At 64.0% G+C, this 16,519-nt stretch carries 15 protein-coding genes and 1 pseudogene; 11 read left to right on the top strand and 5 right to left on the bottom strand.

The genetic code is table 11. The features are described from left to right. Positions 1-14 precede the first annotated feature (14 nt). Positions 15-989, top strand: coding sequence for a tol-pal system protein YbgF (ybgF, locus tag ACQRCJ_RS01355; RefSeq protein ID WP_168934512.1), 975 nt, complete (start codon positions 15-17; stop codon positions 987-989). Positions 990-1,313: 324 nt separating this feature from the next. Here ybgF and ACQRCJ_RS01350 read toward each other — a convergent pair whose 3' ends face one another. Continuing rightward, positions 1,314-1,658: a DVU0772 family protein gene (locus tag ACQRCJ_RS01350; protein WP_168934513.1), complete on the bottom strand. Its 345-nt coding sequence runs from the start codon at positions 1,656-1,658 to the stop codon at positions 1,314-1,316. 230 nt (positions 1,659-1,888) lie between these two features. Between ACQRCJ_RS01350 and ACQRCJ_RS01345 the strand changes: the two genes are divergently transcribed. Together ACQRCJ_RS01345 and secA are read left to right on the top strand one after the other, a co-directional pair. Then, positions 1,889-2,257, top strand: coding sequence for a molybdenum cofactor biosynthesis protein MoaE (locus ACQRCJ_RS01345; RefSeq protein WP_427799204.1), 369 nt, complete (start codon positions 1,889-1,891; stop codon positions 2,255-2,257). Positions 2,258-2,842: 585 nt separating this feature from the next. Continuing rightward, on the top strand, positions 2,843-5,434 hold the full coding sequence (gene secA, locus ACQRCJ_RS01340; protein WP_427799203.1) for a preprotein translocase subunit SecA: 2,592 nt from the start codon (positions 2,843-2,845) through the stop codon (positions 5,432-5,434). A gap of 534 nt (positions 5,435-5,968) precedes the next feature. On the opposite strand, the gene ACQRCJ_RS01335 is transcribed toward secA, so the two are convergent. After that, positions 5,969-6,829, bottom strand: coding sequence for a PHP domain-containing protein (locus ACQRCJ_RS01335; RefSeq protein ID WP_168934516.1), 861 nt, complete (start codon positions 6,827-6,829; stop codon positions 5,969-5,971). A 220-nt stretch (positions 6,830-7,049) separates the two neighbouring features. Between ACQRCJ_RS01335 and ACQRCJ_RS01330 the strand changes: the two genes are divergently transcribed. The 4 genes and pseudogenes from ACQRCJ_RS01330 to acs all read left to right on the top strand — a co-directional run bounded on the left by ACQRCJ_RS01330 (position 7,050) and on the right by acs (position 10,907). After that, positions 7,050-7,253 (top strand): Trm112 family protein, encoded by a 204-nt coding sequence (locus ACQRCJ_RS01330; RefSeq protein ID WP_303931243.1) that lies wholly within the window; start codon positions 7,050-7,052, stop codon positions 7,251-7,253. Between the two features lie 8 nt (positions 7,254-7,261). Beyond that, positions 7,262-7,843 carry a phosphodiesterase gene (gene yfcE, locus ACQRCJ_RS01325; RefSeq protein ID WP_168934518.1) on the top strand — a complete coding sequence of 194 codons (582 nt, stop codon included), beginning with the start codon at positions 7,262-7,264 and terminating at the stop codon, positions 7,841-7,843. After that, entirely contained in the window at positions 7,840-8,472 is a 633-nt protein-coding gene (locus tag ACQRCJ_RS01320; protein WP_204673874.1) for a Maf family nucleotide pyrophosphatase, read from the top strand. Before yfcE ends, ACQRCJ_RS01320 begins: the two co-directional genes overlap by 4 nt. 396 nt (positions 8,473-8,868) lie before the next feature. Beyond that, positions 8,869-10,907: pseudogene (gene acs, locus ACQRCJ_RS01315) on the top strand (acetate--CoA ligase). 133 nt (positions 10,908-11,040) lie between these two features. Here the strand turns inward: acs and ACQRCJ_RS01310 are convergent. Together ACQRCJ_RS01310 and ACQRCJ_RS01305 are read right to left on the bottom strand one after the other, a co-directional pair. Next, complete coding sequence (locus ACQRCJ_RS01310) at positions 11,041-11,337, bottom strand: hypothetical protein (RefSeq protein ID WP_204673875.1); 297 nt, start codon at positions 11,335-11,337, stop codon at positions 11,041-11,043. 10 nt (positions 11,338-11,347) lie between these two features. Further along, positions 11,348-11,569 (bottom strand): hypothetical protein, encoded by a 222-nt coding sequence (locus ACQRCJ_RS01305; protein WP_168934521.1) that lies wholly within the window; start codon positions 11,567-11,569, stop codon positions 11,348-11,350. A gap of 256 nt (positions 11,570-11,825) precedes the next feature. On the opposite strand from ACQRCJ_RS01305, the gene ACQRCJ_RS01300 reads away from it, so the two are divergent. The 4 genes from ACQRCJ_RS01300 to ACQRCJ_RS01285 all read left to right on the top strand — a co-directional run bounded on the left by ACQRCJ_RS01300 (position 11,826) and on the right by ACQRCJ_RS01285 (position 14,900). Further along, positions 11,826-12,065 carry a FeoA family protein gene (locus ACQRCJ_RS01300; protein WP_168934522.1) on the top strand — a complete coding sequence of 80 codons (240 nt, stop codon included), beginning with the start codon at positions 11,826-11,828 and terminating at the stop codon, positions 12,063-12,065. Between the two features lie 105 nt (positions 12,066-12,170). Further along, positions 12,171-12,425 (top strand): DUF6110 family protein, encoded by a 255-nt coding sequence (locus ACQRCJ_RS01295; RefSeq protein ID WP_168934523.1) that lies wholly within the window; start codon positions 12,171-12,173, stop codon positions 12,423-12,425. A 13-nt stretch (positions 12,426-12,438) separates the two neighbouring features. Beyond that, the gene (locus ACQRCJ_RS01290; RefSeq protein ID WP_427799202.1) at positions 12,439-14,610 is read left to right on the top strand and encodes a heavy metal translocating P-type ATPase; all 2,172 of its coding nucleotides are present in this window, start codon (positions 12,439-12,441) and stop codon (positions 14,608-14,610) included. Continuing rightward, positions 14,610-14,900 carry an HMA2 domain-containing protein gene (locus tag ACQRCJ_RS01285; RefSeq protein WP_303931249.1) on the top strand — a complete coding sequence of 97 codons (291 nt, stop codon included), beginning with the start codon at positions 14,610-14,612 and terminating at the stop codon, positions 14,898-14,900. Before ACQRCJ_RS01290 ends, ACQRCJ_RS01285 begins: the two co-directional genes overlap by 1 nt. A gap of 283 nt (positions 14,901-15,183) precedes the next feature. On the opposite strand, the gene ACQRCJ_RS01280 is transcribed toward ACQRCJ_RS01285, so the two are convergent. Then, the gene (locus ACQRCJ_RS01280) at positions 15,184-16,314 is read right to left on the bottom strand and encodes an aminotransferase class I/II-fold pyridoxal phosphate-dependent enzyme (protein WP_427799201.1); all 1,131 of its coding nucleotides are present in this window, start codon (positions 16,312-16,314) and stop codon (positions 15,184-15,186) included. Between the last annotated feature and the right edge of the window lie 205 nt (positions 16,315-16,519).

Here is a 16,519-nt window from a genome sequence, read left to right as displayed (position 1 = left end):
GAGACCAAGACTCTATGAACAGCAAACGTCTTCTTCCTCTGTGTGGCCTGATCTGCGCCACCGCCATGCTGGGCGCTTGCGTGGGTCAGGGCAGCAGCAACGCTGCCAACGAAAGCATGTATCTTGAGCAGCGCGTGCAGGAACACGATACCCTGCTGCGCCAGATGCAGCCTGCCCAGGCCGAAGTCTGGAACCAGGTGCAGGCCATGCGCCAGGAACTGAACACCCTCAAGGGCCTGGTGGACGACCTGAAGAACGTGGGCGGTGCCGCTGCCCTGGCTGAACGCGTGCGTGCCCATGATGCCGCCCTGCGCCAGGTGGAGACCAGCATGGCCCTCAACCTCAACCTGGGCGAGCCCATGGCCGCCGGTGGCGCCGCTCCGGCCCATGCCGCCGCGCCCCAGGCCAATGCGCCCCTGTTCCAGCCCCAGCAGAACCCCTATGCCGCGCCCGCCGCTGGTGCCGCTGCCGGTGCAGCAGCCGGTGCCGCCGCCGGTCTGGCTACCGGCCCTTACGGTGATGCCGCCGCTGCTCCTGCCGCCGCTCCGGCCGCTGCGGGCAGCACCTGGGGCCAGCCCACGCCCCAGCCCGAAGCCAAGCCCGCTGCGAAGAAGGACATCTCGCTGGCCCTGTATGACGCCGGCCTCAATGCCTTCCAGGCCCGCAAGTACGATGAGGCCCAGCGTTCTTTCGCCGACTTCATGAAGAACTATCCCACGCACAGCATGGCTCCCGACGCGCAGTACTATCTGGCCGAGTGCTACTTCCAGCGCAACCAGTTCCCTGACGCCGCCCTGGCCTACGACACGGTCATCACCAAGTTCTCCAAGAGCAACCGTACTCCGGGCGCTTATCTGAAGCAGGGCATCTGCTTCAGCAAGATGAACCAGAAGGCCGCCGCCAAGGCCCGCATGAACGAGCTCATCAAGAAGTACCCCAACTCGCCCGAAGCGGCCCGTGCCAAGAACTTCCTCAAGACCAACAAGTAAGGCACGCGCCTGACAGATATGAAAAAGCCGGTGGCCAAAGCCACCGGCTTTTTTATGTCCGCCGTCCGGGGAAGCTTGCGAACGGTCGACCGCTCCGCTGCGGCTCTTCCGTCCGGGCAGGGATGCGGACAGGCCATCGTGCCCCGCCGCCCCTCTCGAAGAGCCCGCGGGCAACTGCCCTGGCCGGGATGGCATGGCAGTATCCCGGGCCCCCAAAAGACGAAGGGCCCCGTTGCCGGGGCCCTGTCTGGTGCGTTTGGTGTGGAGGTTTATGGGTTTGAGGAGGGAATGAAGAAGAAAGGTTCGTTATGACGTCAAAGCTGTCTACTGGCCCAGTTCGTGGCGCAGCCAGCTCTTGATGGCGGGGGTGGGTTCGCTGATGCCGCGCCACTTGCCGTGCACGGATTCGTATTCGGACAGCAGGTGGTGGGGAAGCGGCATGGTGAACAGGTCTTCAGCGTTTTCGGAGTTGCGGCGCACCAGGCGGATGACGGGTTCCTTGCCCCAGCTGTCCACCACAAAGTAGTGGGACACATCTTCCTTGGAGCGCACGGGCGGATATTCGGAGTGCCAGTCGTTGTTGCCCCATTCGAGGTACATGGTCACGGCGTGTTCAGGGCTCAGGTTCCAGGAAATATCATAAAGAGCATAATCTTGCAGGCGGTTCATATACTCCTCCATGTGCTTTTTTAAATAGTAATTATTCTTAATTAAAAAATCAATACCTAGCGCAAAAATAAGTAATATTTTTTATTCTCAAATCATTCCAGCGTATTATAAGATGAAGATTGGCACAAAAAGCTGTTTTTCCGCGCCGTCCGCCCTTTATCCACGGGCTTGGGCCGTGTATGCTTGCTCCTGCGCCGGACCGATCCGGCACCGCAGACAAAGGAGTCAGTATGGACGTCAACAAGGTTTTGCAGGAACTCAAGGCCCGCCCCGGCTTCACCGACCAAGTGGGCATGATGCTGGTACACAATGGCGTTGTCCGCGGCTGGTCGCGCAAGGATCATGCGCCGGTCAGCTCCATCACCGTCAGCCATGACCAGGCCAAGATGGACGCCATTTGTCATGAGATGGAGCAGCGCCCCGGCATCTTCGCCATCGTGGCCCAGGCCAATGGAGGGGAATTGCAGCCCGGTGACGACCTGCTCCTGCTGGTGGTGGCCGGTGACATCCGCGAGAACGTCAAAGCCACCTTTGCCGAGCTGCTGGACCGCATCAAGTCCGAAGCCGTCATCAAACAGGAACACGGCCCGGAAGCCTAGACCGGTGCCGTTCAGGGAGGAGCCCTCTGCCCTGCTGCCGCATCCGCACGGAACCGCGGCCGCCCTTGCCCGCAAGGACGATGGTGACAGCGGCAGAAGCTTCGGATGCCCGTGGCTGCCCGTATCGCCCGCAGTTTCCTGCCTCAACAGGCAGGGCCTGCGGGCAAGCTTCTTTAAAGAAGAGGCCCCTGTTTTAACGGGGAAGCCCCTCCCTCCTGCTCTTCCCTTCCCCTTGGCCTTCCCCTTGATCTTCCCCGGCCCGGCTCTTCCCGCAGGCAGGCAAGTCCGGCCCTGCCCAATGAAGATCCCGCTCCCGCTGGGCAGCCTGCTGCAGCTTTTCCCCACAGCCCTCCCCCGCCCCAGCTGGTCGCCAGACGCGCTTTCTCCCGTCCGTGAGGGCATTTTTCCCCCTCGGTGCATTGCCAAAGCCGTGTTTTGACCTTACTTCTACGGCATGCGCGACCGTTCGTGACGCCCGGCCCCCGGTGCCGGGCCCTTTCACGCACGGCCCGTCCGTTTTTTTCAGGATGCACACGGTCGCGCGCCTGCCCCGGGGCAGGCCATCCCGCCAAACGAGGAGAACGCATGTTCGGTTTCATTTTCAAAAAGATTTTCGGCAGCAAGAACGACCGCTACCTGCGCCGCCTGCGCCCCATCGTGGCGCGCATCAACGCGCTCGAATCCCAGATGCAGGAACTGGCCGACGAGGACTTCGCCCAGCGCATGGCGGAATACCGCCAGCAGGTGCAGGCCGGTGAACGCACCCTGGACGATCTTCTGCCCGAAGTCTTCGCCCTGGTCCGCGAAGCCTCCCGCCGTGTCATGGGCATGCGCCACTATGACGTGCAGCTGGTGGGCGGCATCGTGCTGCACCGCGGCAAGATCGCCGAAATGAAGACCGGTGAAGGCAAGACCCTGGTGGCCACCCTGCCCGTGGCCCTCAATGCCCTTTCCGGCAAGGGCGTGCATGTGGTGACCGTCAACGACTACCTGGCCACCCGCGACGCCCAGTGGATGGGCAAGCTCTACAACTTCCTGGGCCTTTCCGTGGGCGTCATCGTCAACGGACTTGACGACCAGGCCCGCAAGGAAGCCTACGGCGCCGACATCACCTACGGTACCAACAACGAGTTCGGCTTCGACTACCTGCGCGACAACATGAAGTTCTACGCCACGCAGCTGGTGCAGCGCGGCCACAACTTCGCCATCGTGGACGAAGTGGACTCCATCCTCATCGACGAGGCCCGTACCCCGCTCATCATCTCCGGCGCTTCCGACGAAAGCGTGGGCATGTACCGCGCCATGGACCAGATCGTGCGCCAGCTGGGCCCCGAAGACTACACCGTGGACGAGAAGGCCCGCACCGCCATGCTCTCCGAGGAAGGCGTGGCCCACTGCGAAGCCCTGCTGCATGTGGACAACCTCTTCGACCCGGCCAACATCACCCAGCAGCACTGCATCCTGCAGGCCCTGAAGGCCCATCACGTCTTCAAGCGCGACGTGGACTACATCGTGCAGAACGACAAGGTGGTCATCGTGGACGAGTTCACGGGCCGCCTCATGGACGGCCGCCGCTATTCCGACGGTCTGCACCAGGCCCTGGAAGCCAAGGAAAACGTCACCATCGCCGCCGAGAACCAGACCCTGGCCTCCATCACCTTCCAGAACTATTTCCGCATGTATGACAAGCTGGCGGGCATGACCGGTACGGCCGATACCGAAGCCGTGGAATTCCACCAGATCTACAATCTGGAAGTGGTCTCCATCCCGCCCAACAAGCCCATGCAGCGCAAGGACTACCCCGACCTCATCTACCGTACCCGCAAGGAAAAGTACGATGCCATCATCGAGGCCATCCGCGAGCTGTACGAAAAGGGCCAGCCCGTGCTGGTGGGCACCATCTCCATCGAGACCTCGGAAATGCTCTCCCAGCGCCTGAAAAAGCTCAACATCCCGCACAGCGTGCTCAACGCCAAGCAGCACGCCCGTGAAGCCGAGATCGTGGCCCAGGCCGGCCAGAAGGGCCATGTGACCATCGCCACCAACATGGCCGGCCGCGGTACGGACATCGTGCTGGGCGAAGGCGTGCTGGAACTGGGCGGCCTGCACATCCTGGGCACCGAACGCCACGAGAGCCGCCGTATCGACAACCAGCTGCGCGGCCGTTCCGGCCGTCAGGGCGACCCCGGTTCCTCCCGCTTCTACCTCTCGCTGGAAGACGACCTCATGCGCCTGTTCGGCTCCGACCGCATCAGCGGCCTCATGGAGAAGCTGGGCCTCAAGGATGGTGAAGCCATCGAGAACACCATGGTCACCCGCGCCGTGGAAAGCGCCCAGAAGCGCGTAGAAGCCCACCACTTCGAGATCCGCAAGACCCTGCTGGATTACGACAACGTCATGAACCAGCAGCGCGAGGTCATCTACACCCTGCGCCGCGACATGATGGTGGAAGAAGATCTGGAACCCGTGCTGAGCGAGTTCCGCAACGATATCCTGGACGATGCCTACACGCCGCTGGAGCAGGCCGATACCGATACGGCCATCGAGCTGCGCAAGGCCCTGCAGGCCCGTCTGGCCGACGTCTTCAACCTGGGCCGCGTGCTGGCGGCCGATGCTCCCGTGCCCGACCGTGCCGGCTGTGAGGAATGCATCCACCAGATCTTCCAGCAGCTGCGCGAAGAAGCCGGTCCCCTGTACCAGGACATCCTGCGCTACTTCCTGCTGGAAGAACTGGACCGCACCTGGAAGGAACATCTGCGCAACATGGACGCCCTGCGTGACGGTATCGGCCTGCGCGGTTACGGCCAGAAGGACCCCAAGCTGGAATACAAGCGTGAAGGCTTCGAGATGTTCCAGTCCATGCTCTTCCAGATCCGCGAAGGCGTGTTCCGCGCCCTGACCCGCGTGCATGTGCAGCCCGCCGAACCCGCCCCTGCCGAGGACGCCGTGGAAGGGGGCAATGCCCCGGCCGAAGCTCCGCAGCAGGAAGCCCCCAAGGCCAAGCCCACCCTGAGCCTGCGCCACAAGGAGAACGACGACCTGGCCTACTCCGGCAGCCAGACCACGGATGCCGGCAACCAGCCCGCCAAGGCCAAGCCCCGCGTGGGCCGCAACGATCCCTGCCCCTGCGGCAGCGGCAAGAAGTACAAGAAGTGCTGCGGCATGGGCAAAGTCTAGCCGCTCCTGACCATCACTGACGAAAAAAGCGGGACCCTCTCAAGAGGGCCCCGCTTTTTTGCATCCGCCGACAGTGGAAGATCTGCGGCAGACAGATACGGCCAGAATAACCAGAGGCACGGGAACGGGAAGGGCACAGCATGCCCGCGCAGGACGCTCCCGCCATGAAGACGCTACCCACCGGCCCCGTTGCACATACGGGCCGCATGAGGCTCACGGAAAGAGGGGTGAGCCTCCTCAAGCCCCCCTTTTCCCCGGGCCTTTCAACGCAACTCTCCGTTGTATTCCAATGAAATAAAGGATACCAGCACACATCCCCAAAGAAGGATGCCCGCCGCATGAGCCAGCGCCCACCTGAAAAAGCGCGCTGGGGAAAGGATGGGGCTTGGGGAAAGGGAAAAAACTCGCGCGAGCAGCGACCGAAGGCGGCCGCAGGCCGTGCCCGTTAACGACGAAGGAGCGTTACGGGCATCGACAGCGGAGATGAGAGGTTTCCCTTCCCCCACAAGCAAACTGCGGACAGGTCGCCACGCCCTAGCAGGGCAGGCCGCGCCGGGCGCGCATCTCGCGCAGCTCTTCCAGCACGCTGTAGGGCACGCGCAGGGAGCCGTAGCCCTTGCCCAGACGGATACGGGGCTTGTTGGTACCGTGATAGTCCGAGCCGCCGCTGACGCCCAGGCCGTAATGGCGGGCCAGCTCCAGGCAGCGCCGGGAAGCGGCCTCGGAATGTTCGCTGTGATAGGCCTCGATGGCCGTGAGCCCGCAGGGCAGGAGGCGTTCGATGAAGGCTTCCAGCCAGCCCTCGGGCAGCTTTTGCAGCATAGGGTGGGCCAGGCAGACCGTGGCCCCCAGAGAAGAGAGGACTTCCACGGCCTCTTCGGGCTGCAGGACCTCCTTGGGCAGATAGGCGCGGCCGTAATAGCCCAGATATTCCTTGAAGGCCTCGCTGACGTCCTTCACATAGCCCTTGCGGACCAGCACGGCAGCGATGTGCGGGCGCCCCACGCTCTCACCGCGGGCCTCGTGCAGCACTTCGTCGAGCTCGATCTCCACGCCCAGGCCCTGGAGCTTTTCCACGATGCGGACGTTGCGCTCGCTGCGTTTGCGGCGCAGATACTGGAGCCTGTCCTGCAGGGGAGCCAGATCCCGGGGCAGCCACAGGCCGAGCATATGCATCTCGCCCAGCTCCGTACTGGTCGACAGTTCGCATCCACGCACGAATTCCAGCCCCAGGTCACGGGCTGCCGCCTCGGCTTCGTCCAGGCCGGAGACCGTATCGTGATCGGTCACCGCCACCGCCGCCAGCCCCTGGATCTGGGCATTACGCACGAGCTGCCCGGGGCTGTCCGTTCCGTCAGAGGCCTGTGAATGCGTATGTAAATCAATGAATTGCATGCTTTCATCCCTGACAGTTATCTTTTTCTTTTCAAGTAAACTACGACTTTATGAAAAAAAAGCAAGCTGCGCACTCCCGTGGCAAGGTCCGCAGGGCCCGTCAGGTCACGCTTTCCCGCAGGTCGTCCCGGCAGCTTTGTCTTGAAGAACGGACGGCAAAAAGCTATGCTTTTGCCCTCGCAAAACAGGGGGCCGCTGTCCCCAAAGACAAGGAAACATCATGATGAACACACAGGAACTGCTGCAGATTCTGGCCTGCCCCCGCTGCATGGGCTCTCTGGAGCCCCTGCCCTCTGCCGAGCATCCCGAAGGCCTGGCCTGCCCGGCCTGCAACGTGGTCTATCCCGTGCGTGACGATATCCCCATCATGCTGGTGGACGCCGCTGTGGAGCGCGCCCGCTGGGATGAGAAACACAAAGGCTAGGGCCGTCCATGCGTCTGCTCATCGCTTCCGACCTGCACGGCTCGCTGGACAGCCTGCGCTTCCTCTGTGATACGGCCCAACGCCTGTCGCCCGACATGCTGGTGCTGCTGGGCGACCTGGTCTACCACGGTCCGCGCAACCCCCTGCCCGGCGGCTATGACACCCGCTCCGTGCTGGAAGAACTGGACCGCCTGAACCATCTGCCCTGCCCGGTCACGGCCGTACGCGGCAACTGCGACGCCGAAGTGGACATCATGCTCACGCCCTTCGCCGTTTCGGAGAATGCCTGGATAGAGGCCGACGCCCTGCGCATCTTCGCCAGCCACGGCCACCGTCTGCCGGAGAACCCGCCTCTGCCGGGTTTTGCCCCGGGCACGGTCATCCTGCGCGGCCATACCCACATCCCGCGCGGCGAGAGCCTGGACGGCCTGCACTTCTGGAACCCCGGCTCCCTCAGCCTGCCCAAGGGCGGATTCCCCCGCAGCTACGGCCTGTATGAGGACGGCTGCTTCCACGTCTACGACATGGAAGGCAAGGAACTGCTGCGCCACTGGCCCCGCCAGAACTGGCCCCATCAGGCGGGCCGATGAACACGGCCCCGCTCCAGCCCCTTTTCCTCCTGCGGCCCGGCATCCGGCTGGTGCTGGCTTCGGCCTCGCCGCGACGCCGCCAGTTCATGGATGAATGGGGCCTGCCCTATACCATCGTCCGTCCCACCGGGGTGGAACCGCGCCCCGAACACGGGGAAACGCCCGCCGCCTACGCCCTGCGTGCCGCTACGGCCAAAGCGCGGGCCGTGGCCGCCTCGGCGGATGCCGGGGCCGACGACCTGATCCTGGCCGCCGACACCGTGGTGGCCCTGGGCCACGACATCCTGGGCAAGCCCGCTGACGATGCGGACGCCCTGGACATGCTGCGGCGCCTTTCCGGCCGCGAGCATGAGGTCATCTCCGGCGTCTGCTGCCTTTTCCCCGACGGGAGCAGCGCGGGCTTTGCCGATACCAGCGCCGTCCGCTTCCATGCCTGGCCTGAAGACGTTCTCCGCGCCTATGTGCGCAGCGGCGAACCGGCCGACAAGGCCGGGGCCTACGCCATCCAGGGCCAGGGGGCCTTTCTGGTGGAAAGCGTGCACGGTTCCTGGTCCACGGTGGTGGGCCTGCCGGTGAGCCGTCTTGCCGCCCTCCTGCTGGAGGGAGGCTGGATGCGTCCCGTGGACTGATCCTTGCGCCATCTCCATCCTGCTTTTCAGGGCGGTCTCGTCATGAGGCCGCCCTTTTCATTTTCCGGCCGTGCTGCCGGTCATTTTCTCTGCCGCCATGCATTTTTTGCACAAAAAGCAGGCTCTCGTTCCGAATATGGAAAAAATTTTAAAAAAAATTTCATAAAAAATCGTTCCAGATTGGGATTTTTTTCACTATTCAGCATTCCCATGCATACCGGTGCCTGCTGCCGTTTTGTTGCACTCTGTTTCAGCTCCTTGTCCCTTTTTTCTCCACGATGACTGGTAGCACAAACAGTTTTCCGGCCCTTAACGCCCGTAAGAAATCACTTTACGCCGGTAGCATGGATGATTTTCCACTGTTGTTTGCAGTCTTAAGCTTATGGAGTTGCCATCATGTCCCAGGAACGGATTACCACTCTCTTAACCGAGAAGCGTAGCTACCTCCCCCCCGAGCACGGCAAGTCGTCCGCGTGGATCTGCGGTCAGGACGAAGCCGACGCCATCTGCCGGCGAGCTCTGGAAGACCCCAATGACTTCTGGGGGGCACGCGCATCGCAGCTGATCCACTGGTTCAAGCGCTGGGACAAGGTACTGGAGGCCGACGAAGCGCGGCACAAGTACAGATGGTTCACCGGCGCCAAGCTCAATGCCGCCTTCAACTGCATCGACCGCACCTCATCTCCGGCCGCCGCAACAAGGCCGCCCTCATCTGGCAGGGCGAAAAGGAAATGGACGTGCGCTGCTTCACCTACCAGATGCTCTATACCGAGGTCTGCCGTGTGGCCCACGCCCTGAGCTCCCTGCACATCAACAAGGGAGACCGTGTGGCCCTGTACATGCCCATGATCCCCGAGCTGGTCATCGCCATGCTGGCCTGTGCCCGCATCGGCGCCATCCATACGGCCATCTTCTCCGGCTATGCCGAAGGCGGCGTGCGCAGCCGTATCCAGGGCTCCAAGGCCAAGGTCGTCATCACCGCCGATGCCGCCATCCGCGCCGGCAAGATCAAGCCCCTCAAGGCCAACCTGGACCCCATCCTGGAAAAGTGCCCCTCCGTGGCCCACGTGGTGGTGAACCACGCCGACCTCTACGACGTGAAAATGACCCCCAACCGCGACATCTGGTGGCATGACCTCATCGAGGACTTCACCCTGGACGTGGACTTCCCCTGCGAGCCCATGGACGCCAACGACACGCTCTTCCTGCTGCATACCAGCGGCAGCACCGGCAAGCCTACGGGCATCATGCACTCCACGCGCGGCTACCTGACCTATGCGGCGCATACCACGCAATGGGTCTTCGACATGCGCGACGACGACGTCTACTGGTGCACGGCCGACATGGGCTGGATCACCGGCCATACCTACGGCGTGTACGGGCCGCTGGCCCTGGGCGCCACCGTGGTGATGTTCGAAGGCGTGCCCACATGGCCAAAGCCGGACCGCTACTGGCGCATCGTGGAAAAATTCCGCGTCAACATCCTCTACACGGCCCCCACGGTCATCCGTTCCCTCATGCGTCTGGGCGAAGCCTGGGCCGAACGCTATGACCTGCGCACCCTGCGCATCCTGGGCTCCGTGGGCGAACCCATCAACCCCGAAGCCTGGCACTGGTACCACAAGAACATCGGCGGCAGCGAGCTGCCCATCGTGGATACCTGGTGGCAGACCGAGACCGGCGGCGCCATGATCAGCCCCCTGCCCTACGCCACCAAGCTCAAGCCCGGCTCGGCCTCGCGGCCCCTGCCCGGCATCGACGCGGCCGTCATGGGCGGCAGCGCCACCCGTGACGAGGAAGACGGCGACGGCTCCACCCGCAGCGGCCATCTGGTCATCCGCAAGCCCTGGCCCGGCATGATGCAGGGCGTGTACAACGACGAAGAAAAGTACCAGTCCTACTTCTCGCGCTTCGGCTGCTACGAGTCCGGCGACGGCGCCGAAGTGGACGAGGACGGCTACTTCTGGATCCTGGGCCGCGTGGATGATTCCATCAACGTTTCCGGCCACCGTCTCTCCACCGCCGAGATCGAGGCCGTGCTGGCCTCCTGCCCCGAAGTGGCGGAGGCCGCCGTGGTGCCCATGCCCCATGCCCTCAAGGGCGAAGGCATCTACGCCTATGTCGTCACCCGTGACGAAGTGCCCTGGAGCGACGACGTGCGCAAAAAGCTGCGCGACACCGTGCGCCGCGACATCGGCGCCCTGGCCTCCCCCGAATACATCCAGTTCGTGGAAGCCATGCCCAAGACCTGCTCCGGCAAGGTCATCCGCCGCATGCTGCGCAAGATCGCGGGCAACGTCTATGACGACCTGGGCGATACCACGGCCCTGGCCAAGCCCGAAGTGCTCGACCACATCATCGTCGGTCACCGCAACCTGCTGCAGGGCCAGCACGAGACGGCCAACCTGCCCGACGAGGACCAGCCCAAGGAATAGGCTCTCCCCCGCTCCCTGATACGAAAAAAGACCACCCGCCGACGGGTGGTCTTTTTTTGTCCGCAGCCTCCTGCGGGCTCCTTTCCCTTGCGGAGCGGCCGGCCCCCCAGGCCGCAACGGCCGCCCCCAAGGTTCAGGAATCGTTGCCGCGTCCCTCCGCGCGCGTCTCCCGCAGCATGCGCCAGAACTGGCGGCATTCCTCGGGATAGGAAGCCATCAGGAAACACAGGGCCAGGACCACCAGAGCCAGCAGACACAGGACCAGGCAGACGATCTGGGCCAGGGCCAGCAGGGCGACCAGGGCCGCCAGCAGGCCCGTTCCCCAGACCGCCAGCCGCCGGATACCCGTGGCCAGCAGGGCTTTCCACCGGGGGACGGCCGCCCCCGAAGCAGCGGGCAAAGCCGCATTCCCGTCGGAAGGACGCTCCATGTGACGATCCTTACAGGGCCTTGCGGCGCTTCCAGACGTGGTCGGCCAGCAGGGCGCTGAACACGGCGCCGGTCAGCACATGGGCCGTTTTGTTGCCGGCAAAGCCCAGCACCACCGATGCCCCCAGCGCACCGAGCATGATGCGCATGGCCAGTTTGCGCCCGCTGAGCTTTTTGGTCGCGGGCCGTGCGGGGACAGCGAGGTCCCCTGTAGCGAGACAGGCTTCTTCCATAAGAGCACTCCTGGGGTAAGAGGTTAAAATGAAAAGATAAAAAATTTTACATACAGGTCAAAAGAAAAATGAAAGTGATTTTCTTTTTTCTTGACACTCATCCTAGTTTACGCCATGCTTCTTTGCAAGCCCGGAGTAGCGGTTCGACATGCCGGATCAGCCGCCCCCCAAGCCCGGTCGGGATCGTCCCGGCCGGATCGCACTGCGCAGGTATGCCGGTCCCTGCTCCGGGCCCGTACCAGCAAAGGAGAAGATCATGAGCGACATCATCAGCCTTCGTCAGATGCAGATCGGCCAGAGCGGCAGGATCGCCACGGTGGAAGCCCTTGGAGAAATGGGCCGCCGCATCCGGGACATGGGCCTGATCCCCGGGACCACCGTTTCCGTCGTGGGCCGCGCGCCCCTCAAAGACCCCGTTGCGCTGCGCCTTTCCGGCGTGACCGTCACCCTGCGCAACAGCGAAGCCGACCACATCACCGTCGACGTCTCCAACTAGCCCCTCTCTTCTCCCAATCGTGCGTCTTTTGCTGTCCGGGCCGTGCCAGAACATGGCCCGGATGGCCCTCTGTATCCTTTTACCTGTGCAAACGGAGGCACAAGCATGAACAACGGTCTGAAATACGGTCTCTTTTTCCTGGGTGGTCTGGCGCTGGGCGTCGTGGGCACCGTTGCCGTCACCCGCGGCAAGCTCGATCTCAAACCCCTGGCCACCGACCTGGTGAGCCGCGGCATGGACATGAAAGACGCCATCATGAGCAAGGTGGAAGCCGTCAAGGAAGATATGGAAGATCTGGCCGCCGAAGCCCGTCAGGCCGCTGACAAGCGCAAGGCCGAAGCTGCCGATCCTCAGGCCTGATGAGGGCACGCGCATGCGCTTTTTTCTGGTTCATGAACTGAGCTGCTCCAACGGGGCCGGACGGCTGCGTGCGCGTGCCTGCCGCCCCATGACACAGGTGCAGACCGAGATCCTGGCCGATACTCTGGATGCCATCGACGGCGTGGAAGGCGTGCGGGTCAATCCGCGCGTGCCCAGCGTCCTCGTGCTCTACCGGCATGCGCAGGCCCGGCAGGACGTGCTCCGCTCCCTGGCTGCCCAGGACGCCGGTGCCCTCAATGACGGCAGCGTCCTGGCCACCCTGACCCAGGAGCTGGAAAGCAGCCTCGAACGGCACGCTTCCGGCAGCCGCCTGCCGGCCCATGATGAGGACGAGATGGGGGCCCACGGTTTCGGCCCCCTGATGCGCTTCCTCTTCGTCCGTCCTTTCCTGCCGTTCAAGCTGCGTGTGGCCAGCAGTGTCATGGGAGCCCTTCCCTTTTTGCGAAAGGGCCTCGCCTCGCTCCTCCAGGGCAAGCTCAATGTCGACGTACTGGATGCCGCGGCCATCGGTGTTTCCCTGCTGCGGCGCGACTTCCGTACCGTCACCGTGCTGACCCTGCTGCTGGGACTGGGCGAGGCCCTGGAATACTGGACGCGCCGCCGCTCCATGGACAGCCTGACCGAGAGCCTGGCGCTCAACGTGGATACCGTCTGGGTACTGGCCGATGGTGTGGAGACCAGCGTCCCGCTCTCCGATGTGCGTGAAGGCGATCTGGTCGTGGTCCGCGACGGCGGCTCCATCCCTGTGGACGGTATCGTCGAGGACGGCGAGGCCGTGGTCAACCAGGCCAGCATGACCGGCGAGCCCCTGGGCGTGGCCCGCAGCAAGGGCGCTGCCGTCTACTCGGGCACGGTGGTGGAGCAGGGACATCTCGTCATCCGCGCCACCCATGTGGGCGACGGCACCCGCCTCAAGCAGGTGGTGCGCTTCATCGAAGAATCCGAGGCCCTCAAGGCAGGCATCCAGGGCAAATTCGAACGCATGGCCGACATGGCCGTGCCCTTCACCTTCGCCCTGGCGGGCCTTGTGTGGCTCATCACCCGCAACCCCATGCAGGCGGCTTCCGTGCTGCTGGTGGACTACTCCTGCGCCCTGCGTCTTGCCACCCCGCTGGCCGTGCTGGCCGCCATGCGCGAAGGCGCGCGTCACGGCGTGGTCATCAAGGGCGGCCGTTTCCTGGAGGCCCTTTCCGAAGCCGATACCGTGGTCTTCGACAAAACGGGCACCCTCACCAACGCCAGCCCCCATGTGGTGGAGGTCATCCCCGCCGCCGGTCATGACCGGGACGAGGTCCTGCGCCTTGCGGCCTGCCTTGAGGAACACTTCCCCCATCCTGTGGCCCGCGCCGTTGTCCGCTGCGCGCAGGAAGAAGGCCTGCAGCATGAGGAAGAGCACGCCCAGGTGGAATATGTGGTGGCCCACGGCATCGCCTCCACCCTGTACGGCAAGGCCGTGCGTGTGGGCAGCCGCCACTACATCGAATGCGACGAAGGCATCGACCTTTCGCCCCTGGAGGCGGAGATCGACGCCCAGGCCCGGATGGGACGCTCGCTGCTCTATCTGGCCATCGACGGCAAGCTGGCCGGGTTCCTGGCCATCGAGGACCCCCTGCGCCCCGAATGCCCGCAGGTCCTCAAGCAGCTCGAAGAGCTGGGCTTCCGCCGCATCCTCATGCTCACCGGCGACGACGAGCGTACCGCCCGTGCCGTGGCCGGCAAGCTGGGGCTCAAGGAATACCGTTCGCAGGTCCTGCCCGCCGACAAGGCAGACGTCATCGCCGACCTCACCGCCCAAGGCTGCAAGGTCCTCATGGTGGGCGACGGCATCAACGACGCGCCTGCCCTGTCCGCCTCCCATGTGGGCGTGGCCATGTGCGACGGTGCCGACCTGGCCCGCGAAGTGGCCAATGTGCTGCTCACCCGGCCGGACCTCAGCGGGCTCATCACGGCCCGGCTGCTGGGCAGGGCCACCCTGCGGCGCATCCACATCAACTTTGCGGCCACCATGCTGCTCAACAGCATGTTCCTGGCCGGGGGCCTGTTCATGATCCTGACGCCCGGCGTCTCGGCTCTGTTGCATAACCTGACGACCCTGGGCGTGACCCTCAATGCCATGCGGCCGCATCTGCCCGGTCGCCACGCCCGTCAGCTGGAGGCCGCCTGATGCTCGACAGCCTGCGCTTCGTGAAATATGTCCGCAGCTTCATGGACGGACGCGTGCGCGTCCGGCACCCTGCCCTGCGTGACGCCGCCATCGCCGGCAAGGCCCGCTCCGCCCTCCTGCGTGTGGACGGTGTGCGGGACATAGAGCTCAACCCCCTGAGCGGTTCGGCCCTCATCCTGTATGACAGCGCCCGGCTGTCGCAGGACAGGCTCATCGAGACCGGCTGCCGCTGGGCCGACTGGCTGGACAAAGCCGCACGCGGCCAGGCAGGCGAGATGCCGCCCTTGTAAGAATGACAGACACTCCGGGGGAGAGACTCTTTGCAAACAAAAGCTCTCTCCCCCGGGCCCCTCTCCCCAAAAACTTTCAGGTACGGGCACAGGTCCCCGTCGCTGCCTCGTAGTTAGGGACATCCCGGCCTGACGGGGGCCCCATCCAGATCGCTTCCTCCCTTGGAGCCCCCGTAAAAAAAGGACGCCGCCATGGCGTCCTTTTTTCATAATGCGCGGTGGGGAAGCGATCCCCTTACGGTGCGGGAAAGAGACTTCCCTCCCGGAAACTCCCTCCCTGAGCTTAACCGTTTTGCTGCAGCCAGCCGTCCAGCACGGCCAGGTTCTCGGCAAAGTTGGCGCGGCCGTAGCCCATGCGCACATAGGGCGCGTCCATGTCATAGACATTGCCGGGCAGGAGCAGCACACCGGCCGACTGGGCCAGGTGTTCGCAAAAAGCCAGTGCGGAACCGAAGCGGGCCACGAAGTCCGGCCGCAGGCCATGGAAAGCGATGGGACCGGCCTGGGGCGGATTGTGGAGGAACACGTGGTCGTAACGGGCAAAGAAGTCGGCGGCGATCCGGCGATTACGGGCGATGATCTCCCGGTTGCGGGCCAGGACGGCCGGGCCGTGCTTCAGCGCGATGCGGGCCAGGGCTTCGGAAGGCGTGGGGCAGCAGATGCTGAGATAATTCTTGTAGCGGCTCAGGGCGCCGATGGCGTCCCGTTCCTGCGAGGCGATCCAGCCCACGCGCAGGCCGGGCAGGCCGTAGGCCTTGGAGAGCACGCCCACGGAAAAGGCCCGTTCGTAGATGTCGCAAAAGGCCGGGGGCACGGCATCCGGCGCTTCCAGGCCCCGGTAGACCTCATCGGCCAGGATACGCAGGCCGTGGCGGCGGGCCAGCTCGCAGATGCGCTGCCGCTCGTCGGCGGACAGGGCGTAGCCGGTGGGATTGTTGGGCGTGTTCAGCACCAGCAGGTGCGTCCTGGGCGTAATGAGCCGCTCCAGCTCGTCAAGGTCGCAATACCAGCCGTCCTCGCCCTGATGCAGGGGCCAGAGGGAGAGCTCGCAGCCCGCGGCCCGCGCCACCTCGTACAGGGACTGGTAGGTGGGGAACTGGCAGATCACATGCTCGCCCGGCTCCACCAGCACGTTGAGCGCCCCGAAGATAGCCTCCTGCGCGCCCACATGCAGCCGCACGTTTTCCGGACCGCACTGCGTGTACAGGCCGGAGACCGCCTCCCGCAGGGCCGGAGCACCGTCATTCTCGCTGTAGCCCAGCCAGGTATCCAGAAAGTCTTCCTGCGCGCCCGGCTCCAGAGCCAGCAACTCGCGGATGCTCAGGGACTCGCAGTCCGACTGCGCCAGCAGATACGGCGCGCTGAATTCATACCGTCCAAAAAAGATCTCCAGTCCGAAGTCCCTGATTTTCATGTTCCCTCCACAGGCTGTCTCTTTGGCGACACTGTCGCCGTCCCAGCATAGGAGGCCCCATGCGGGCCGTCAATCTGCGGAGTGGAAATAAAGGACTTGCGGAGGCAGAAACAGGACGCAGAAAAAGCTCCTGTCCGAATCAGGAGGACAGGAGCCGTCCGGACAGGGAATCATCAAGGGAGGTGGGGCCTTCCACAGCGCCGCC

This window comes from Desulfovibrio sp. SGI.102, from assembly GCF_050314315.1.
Lineage (GTDB): Bacteria > Desulfobacterota > Desulfovibrionia > Desulfovibrionales > Desulfovibrionaceae > Desulfovibrio.
The sequence above is the reverse complement of the archived record's forward strand: the minus strand, read 5'-3'. Positions and strand labels throughout refer to the sequence as shown.